The sequence below is a fragment of the Olsenella profusa F0195 genome (assembly GCF_000468755.1).
GTDB classification, from domain to species: domain Bacteria; phylum Actinomycetota; class Coriobacteriia; order Coriobacteriales; family Atopobiaceae; genus Olsenella_F; species Olsenella_F profusa.
Genome location: NZ_AWEZ01000067.1, coordinates 107591 through 114031, shown reverse-complemented (window position 1 = coordinate 114031; position 6441 = coordinate 107591). Strand labels below are relative to the sequence as shown.

Genomic DNA, 6441 nt, shown 5'->3' with positions numbered 1-6441 from the left:
GCCCGGCAGCCAGGGGAAGGGCAGGCCGCGGTGGGTCCTGGGCCCCTCGAGGATCATCTCGTCGAACACGTTGCGGACGGAAGTCTCGCGCTCGATCGTGGCGCGCACCCCGAGGGTGGCGTAGACGAAGAGGGCCACCGCGAGCACCATGGCCCAGTAGGGGAGGCGGCGGAGGAACGTGCCGAGTCTCGAGGTGGAGGGTGCTTCCTCCTCCCTTTGCGGGCGAGTTGGACCTTTTGTGTCAGAGGTCATTTCTGTGCTCTTTCAACGCGTCACGGAACCCCTTCGTATCCTGGAGGTGCTCCTGCCTGCCAATGGTATCCTCCCTTTCCTCGATGCTGTTCGGTGTGTTGGGTACCAAGTGCTTGAAGAACAGGATACGCTCTTCATGAAAGAAGTCGTCGTGAGTGATCTCGACCTCTGTGTCTGTGCATGACAGCGGAATGTCCTCATGCTGGAGGCTCTCATAGATGGAGTTCACAATGTTGTCATAGCCATTAGGGTTGCTGAGGAACTCGTCGGCACGGTTGGTGGTACCCACAGCGATTTCGTTGCAGGCTTCCCGGCGTCGCCGACAGGCTCAAGGACGCCAAGGGCGCCGGGCCGGCCGCGACACGGCTTTTGGGGTGCAACGCATGGCGCGTCGAATGGGATAGTCTCCTGAAGGAGCTCACGGTAAGGGACGGCAAGAAAGCCTGGGTACACGAGCGCCTGCGCAAGGCGAGGCGGGGCCCAGCAAGCTGGTGTGCGGGGGGGCCGTCCACGTTCGGCGAGATGCAGCAGAGCACGGCGGCGAACGGCTCTCCACCAACAACGCCGTCGGGGGCGTCGACGCCAGGCTCAGTGACATGCCGCGGCTGCATCGGGGGCTGCCACTCATGCGCCGCGTCAAGGCCATCTTCTGGTGGCGCTACGTGTACGCCGAAAACCTGCTGCCCGCCGCCGAAATCATCCGCGCCATGCCCGCCGACGACGCGGACGGGTTGTCCACGGCCGCGCCAGGAGGCAACGATCGGGATGACGGAGCGCCCGAGGAATGCGGCGCCGGGATAGCCCGGAGCGAGGTCCACGTGCCCACGAATCACAGGCAGTGGATAATCGCCCATTACACACTTTCTGAAACATAGCCCTTAGTTTGATTACCAGTCAGAATGACATCGCTCCAAAACCGATTTTAATCTGTCTAAAGTGGTATACTTTCGGTATGACGAAAGGGGTGCGATGGAGCCGGAGATTCACCCGAACGCCCTGAAGCACCTCAGCCGGGGGGAGGTTCTCCAGGCGTGGGGGTCAGTGGCGAAGTGCATCATGCGCGAGAGCCCGCAGGAGCCCCCCAGATGGCTTCTGGTCGGATGGCTGGATGATGGGAGGGACGTGGAGCTGATAGCGGTCGAGACGGTCTCTGGTTGGCTCGTGATACACGCCATGGCGCCAGTGCAGGGGAAGTTCGCGAGGGAGATTGAGGCCGCTGAGAGGAGGTCACGATGAGCGAGAGGAAGTGGGTCGCGGCGAACGGTCAGGAGATAACCGAGGGGATGATTGGCCGCTGGTGCGACGCCTACGAGAAGGGCGAGTTCCCGGAGGGCGAGCGCAGCGTCGGGAGGGTCGTGTACGGCCGCCCACCGCTCTCGTCCGAGGGCACGGCCACGATCTCGGTCAAGGTACCGGTCGGCATGAAGCGCGCGGTCGAGCAGAGGGCCAAGAGCGCCGGCATGAGCACGAGCGCCTACGCCCGTGCCGCGCTGGCCGACAGGCTGCTGGGGGTCGAGTGACGCTCTGGCCCTTTGTCCCTTGGCCTCCAGGCGTGCATGCGCCCGCTAGGGGCCGGTTTGTGGCCACACGGCGGGCCTCTTGCGCGAAATGAGTTTGATTACCAGTCAGAACGACACCGTTCCAAAACGGGGACTCGCTCTTTAGTATTGCCATCACAAGAGGCGTGTTGCATGGCAATCGCGAGCTTCAGCCTTGCCCACTCGTCGGGATCGATGCCCAGCACTTGCGTGACAAAGGCATCGCCACTGACGAGTTGTCCATCATCTCCGATGCCCGATACTCTATCGGCAGTAATCTCCCACTTAGCACCACTGTAGTCCGTCTGTGACATGATCCTGAGTCACAACCAGTCGATGTACTGCTGGTCTGCATCGGGATAGTCGGAGTTGATGAGATCCGTCCAGGTACGTAGGCCTGTCTCCAGGGTAGTGGCAGCGCTGTCGTGCAGGGAGCTCCCAGGAATTCCCGCGCTCACATCCGAGATGCTCTGCAAGGAAACGCTACCAAGTGAACCGACGGAGCCTTCAAGCGCGGTTGCCCGGGCGTCAGCCGCCTCGATGCTGGAACGGATCTCGGCCTGGGACAGGGTCATATCCCTCTCCTGCACTGATGGTAGCCTAAGGTGCATGGTACAAGGTATTACGGTCCACTCAAGAGAGAGTGTCGCCTCATCAAAGGATGACGTTGGGGAGGCGATGACAGGCAAATGACGTGGGCTTGTAGGAGGGGCGAGAGGCGGAGGATGCCGCTGCTCGCGCCTATCGTTCGCGTTGTATAGAGATAGAGGAGCGCGAAGACGCACTGCGTATCCAGGAATGTCGCTTTGGGGAGGCGGTGGATGAGCTCCTGTACCGCCTGGGCCAGGGTGGGCAGCTCGTGGATGAGGTGCGTGAGGCTATGCCTTGCATGGTTCGTCAGGCTGCCTATGTCTTGGACGAGTTGAATGCCGCACAGCATGAGGCAGCACTGCGTTGCGACGAACGGCGCGATGAACTAGTACATGAGCGGAGGGCCCTCGAGCGCCAGCACGACCATGCGCGGGAGGCGTACCACCGCTCCCTGGAAACGCCCGGATATCGTTGGTGAGGGGCTACCGACCGGGCGCATCGAAGGCGAACGTCACGCGCCTGAGGAAGGGGTGGCCCGGTGCATAGATGGGCTGGGGGAAGGCGGCGTGGTGGATGGCGTCGGGGTAGAACTGCGCCTCGAGGGCGATGCCTGCCCCGTTGCCGTAGTGCGCGCCGGCCTTGCCGCGCGCGTCGAGGCCGCCCGCCGTGTACACTTGTAGGCCGGGCGCGTCGCAGGAGAGCGTCATGCGGACGCCCGTCTCGTTGCCCACCAGCGTGGCGGCACGCTCTACGCATTCCGCGTTGCTGAGCACGAAGTTGGTGTCCAGCCCCTGGGGCAGCCTCTGGAGGATGTCCCCCAGCGCATGGCCGCTCCTGAAGTCGTAGGGCGTGCCCGCCACGGGCGCGACCTCCCCCGTGGGGATGAGGGCGGCGTCCACGGGCGTGTAGGCCGCGCTCTCCAGCTGGAGGGTGTGGGCCATGGCGGTACCGGAGGCGTGGCCGTTGAGGTTCCAGTAGGCGTGGCTCGTGCTGTTGATGATGGTGGCCTCCGTGGCGCTGGCCTCGATGGTGAGCTCAAGGCGCTGGTCGTCGTGGAGCGTGTAGGTTGCGCGGACGTCCGCCGCGCCGGGGAAGCCCTGGTCGCCCGCCCGGCTCACGAGCTCGAGCGTCACGCTCGCGCCATCCGGCGTGTCGTGGGGGACCTCCCCCACCTGCCAGAGGCGCTCGTGCCAGGGGTGCGGTCCCGAGTGCAGGTTGTTGGGGCCATCGTTTGCGGCAAGGCGATGGGTGGTCCCCCCAAGCTCGAAGCGTGCCCCCGCGATGCGGTTGGCGTTGCGGCCCAGGATGGCCCCGATGCAGGCGCCGTTGTGCAGGTAGCCCGGCGCACCGTCGTAGCCCAGGGCCACGTCCACGAAGTTGCCCCTGCCATCGGGAACGACGACCGATTGGATGGCCGCGCCGACCTCGCAGATGCTCACGCTCATGCCTGAGGCGATGGAAAGCATATGCAGGCACACGGCCCTTCCGCTTTCTGTGGCACCGAACGGTCTGGTAAGGACAGCCATGACCTCTCCCATCGCACGAACCCTCTGCTGGCAGTATGCACCTCTGACATGTGCCGATGGGTCCGGACCTCCCAGCTTTCGGTGAGGCGCCCGTAGAGGTGGGTGAGAGCCCCCTCCTGTGCTAGGGTCGCTCTCGCACGAGCGGGAAGGTGGCCAGAGGGGCGAGGGCGTCAGTGGTCAGCGAGACGACGAGCAAGCCGGGGGTTCCCCGCGTCTTTACGGCCGCCTGGGGTGTGCTTGCGCTCAACGTGGCGCACTGCCTGCTCTGGGGGAGTGCCTTTCCCTGCGTCAAGCTACCGGCTGCCCTCCGTCGACGTGGCGGAGGCGGCGCGCGCGTCGACGAGGCACCGCCCATCCTTCGGGAGCCGGCTGGGGAACGTGGTGTGCCCGTACACCCCTATACGAAACGTGGCTCGGGTGTCGTGACATCGCGGGTGCACGGCCGCTCCTCCCGTACAATGGGAGGTACAGCCTGAAAGGAGCAGACCCATGCAGACACCCCAGTTTCACCTCATGACCGACTCACCCTGCGACTTCAGCCAACAGATGGTGGACGATGCCGACCTGGGCATGCTGCACTTCACGTATGCCGCCCGCGAGGGAGCTGCGGACGAGGGGATGAGCGGCGTGGATGACCTCTTCGTCTCGCGCACCCCCCACGAGTTCTACGAGGCCATCCGACATGGCGCATCGCTCATGACGTCGCAACCCTCGCAACTTGAGTTCGAGAGCGCGTTTCGGGAGTGCGCCAAGCTGGACATGCCCACCGTGTACCTCACGCTCTCCAGTGGGATATCCGGGTGCTATGAGGGTGCCTGCACGGCGCTCGCCCGCGTGAGGGAGGAGCTGGGCAGGCCCGACCTTCCCATCCATATCGTCGACACCAAGATCGGCTCGACGTCCCAGTACCTGCTGGTGGTAGAGGCCCTGCGCCAGCGCGACAAGGGGCTGACGGCCGAGGAGATGGTGGCCTGGGCCAAGGAGGCGCGCTACTTCGTGCAGACCATCTTCATGGTGGATGACCTCGATGCGCTGCACCGTGGCGGGCGTGTCCCCAAGAGCGTGGCCGTGGTGGGCGGTGCGCTCGACGTCAAACCGTTGCTCACGTTCGACCTGGATGGTGCCCTCAGCGTGATCGGCATTGCACGTGGACGCAAGAAGGGCCTCAAGAAGATGGCCTCGTTCTATGAGAAGAACCACAACACCGATCTGTTCTCGTCGGTGGTCGCCATCGGCAATGCGGACTGCCCCAAGGATGCCGAGCGTATGGCCGACATCATCCACAGGTCGGATGACACGGCCATCACCATGATCTCGACTATTGGGCCCACCATCGGCTGCCATGTGGGGGCAGGCATGGTGTCCTGCTGCTTCTGGGGCGAGGACCGACGAACCGGCGCATCCGTCTCGGACCAGATCGCCCAGAGCGTCCGCCACCACTAGCAGCGCGCCCGTCCCGCTCGAGTGCTCCGTTCGAGTCGTATGCAATTTCGCGGCGCCTCCATGTGAGTCGTATGCAAATTATCAGGCCCCCCAGCAGAAGTTGAGAAGGCATTAACTCATCTACCTGCGTAGGAAGAACAAGCGAGTCGCTCGCATGTGCGAACGACTCGCAAGGGGAAGCGGCAGGATTGCGAACGACTCGCCCATCGGATCTGTTAGTCGGCGGGGAGGACGTCCTTGCCATAGGTGTCGGAGAGGTACTGCCTGAAGTCGTCGGACCTCAGCACGTCCACGAGGGCCTTCACGCGCTCGTCGTTCTGGTTGGCGGGTGTCGTCACGATGTAGTTGGCGTACTGCTGCACGGCCACGCCCTCCGCGGACTCCACGGCGAGGGCGTCGGCCACGTGCATGCCCGCCTCGATGGCATAGTTGCCGTTGATGACGGCAAAGTCAACATCCTGCAGCTGGCGTGGGACGGCGGCCGCCTCCACCTCCACGAGCTTGATGCCGTGGGGGTTCCCGGCGATGTCGTTGGCCGTGGCCTCGTAGCTGTCGGGGTCGCTCAGCGTGATGATGCCCTCTTGCTGGAGCAGCAGCAGTGCGCGACCCTCGTTGGTGGCATCGTTGGGAACGGCGATCTGGGCACCGTCGGCGATGGCGGTAAGGTCCCTGGCCGTGCCGGCATAGATGCCGAACGGTTCGTAGTGGATGGCGGCGACGCCCACGAGGTCGGTGCCGTTCTCGGCATTGTAGTTGTTGAGATAGTTGATGTGCTGGAAATAGTTGGCGTCCACCTCGCCGGAGCTGGTCACCTGGTTGGGGATGATGTAGTCGGTGTACTCCTTGACCGTGAGGTCGATGCCCTGATCCTTCAGCTTGGGGGCCGCGAAGCCGTTGAGGATCTCGGCGTGCGGCGTGGGCGACGCGGCAACGGTGAGGGTCTTGGTGTCGCCGGAGGACGAGGGACTGGTGCCGCCAGAGCTGCCGCAGCCCGTGAGCACGCTGCCAAAGAGCAGGGCCCCCGCGCTGCCGGCGACGGTGGTGACGAAGTCTCTCCTGGTGATCTGGGACATGGTCGGTTCCTTTCCTTC

9 protein-coding genes are annotated in these 6441 nt (G+C 64.2%); 4 read left to right on the top strand and 5 right to left on the bottom strand.

Annotation, left to right across the window (positions count from 1 at the left end; genetic code table 11):
• Positions 1 to 241: 241 nt before the first annotated feature.
• Complete coding sequence (locus tag HMPREF1316_RS11335; protein ID WP_040652386.1) at positions 242 to 541, bottom strand: hypothetical protein; 300 nt, start codon at positions 539 to 541, stop codon at positions 242 to 244.
• A gap of 307 nt (positions 542 to 848) precedes the next feature.
• Here HMPREF1316_RS11335 and HMPREF1316_RS14170 point away from each other — a divergent pair, with 307 nt between their 5' ends.
• The 3 genes from HMPREF1316_RS14170 to HMPREF1316_RS11320 all read left to right on the top strand — a co-directional run bounded on the left by HMPREF1316_RS14170 (position 849) and on the right by HMPREF1316_RS11320 (position 1772).
• A complete protein-coding gene (locus tag HMPREF1316_RS14170; protein ID WP_198009670.1) occupies positions 849 to 1127 on the top strand; it encodes a hypothetical protein in 279 nt (92 codons plus the stop codon).
• A 94-nt stretch (positions 1128 to 1221) separates the two neighbouring features.
• Complete coding sequence (locus HMPREF1316_RS11325; protein WP_021727154.1) at positions 1222 to 1488, top strand: hypothetical protein; 267 nt, start codon at positions 1222 to 1224, stop codon at positions 1486 to 1488.
• Complete coding sequence (locus tag HMPREF1316_RS11320) at positions 1485 to 1772, top strand: ribbon-helix-helix protein, CopG family (RefSeq protein WP_021727143.1); 288 nt, start codon at positions 1485 to 1487, stop codon at positions 1770 to 1772. Before HMPREF1316_RS11325 ends, HMPREF1316_RS11320 begins: the two co-directional genes overlap by 4 nt.
• Before the next feature lie 98 nt (positions 1773 to 1870).
• On the opposite strand, the gene HMPREF1316_RS14545 is transcribed toward HMPREF1316_RS11320, so the two are convergent.
• The 3 genes from HMPREF1316_RS14545 to HMPREF1316_RS11305 all read right to left on the bottom strand — a co-directional run bounded on the left by HMPREF1316_RS14545 (position 1871) and on the right by HMPREF1316_RS11305 (position 3907).
• On the bottom strand, positions 1871 to 2104 hold the full coding sequence (locus HMPREF1316_RS14545; RefSeq protein ID WP_198009669.1) for a hypothetical protein: 234 nt from the start codon (positions 2102 to 2104) through the stop codon (positions 1871 to 1873).
• A gap of 9 nt (positions 2105 to 2113) precedes the next feature.
• Positions 2114 to 2365, bottom strand: a complete 252-nt coding sequence (locus HMPREF1316_RS11315; RefSeq protein ID WP_040652384.1) for a hypothetical protein — start codon at positions 2363 to 2365, stop codon at positions 2114 to 2116.
• Positions 2366 to 2863: 498 nt separating this feature from the next.
• Positions 2864 to 3907, bottom strand: coding sequence for an aldose epimerase family protein (locus HMPREF1316_RS11305; protein ID WP_040652430.1), 1044 nt, complete (start codon positions 3905 to 3907; stop codon positions 2864 to 2866).
• Between the two features lie 489 nt (positions 3908 to 4396).
• Here HMPREF1316_RS11305 and HMPREF1316_RS11300 point away from each other — a divergent pair, with 489 nt between their 5' ends.
• Positions 4397 to 5350, top strand: coding sequence for a DegV family protein (locus HMPREF1316_RS11300; RefSeq protein WP_021727056.1), 954 nt, complete (start codon positions 4397 to 4399; stop codon positions 5348 to 5350).
• 215 nt (positions 5351 to 5565) lie between these two features.
• Here the strand turns inward: HMPREF1316_RS11300 and HMPREF1316_RS11295 are convergent, their stop codons facing one another.
• Entirely contained in the window at positions 5566 to 6423 is an 858-nt protein-coding gene (locus HMPREF1316_RS11295) for a MetQ/NlpA family ABC transporter substrate-binding protein (RefSeq protein ID WP_021727121.1), read from the bottom strand.
• Positions 6424 to 6441 lie beyond the last annotated feature (18 nt).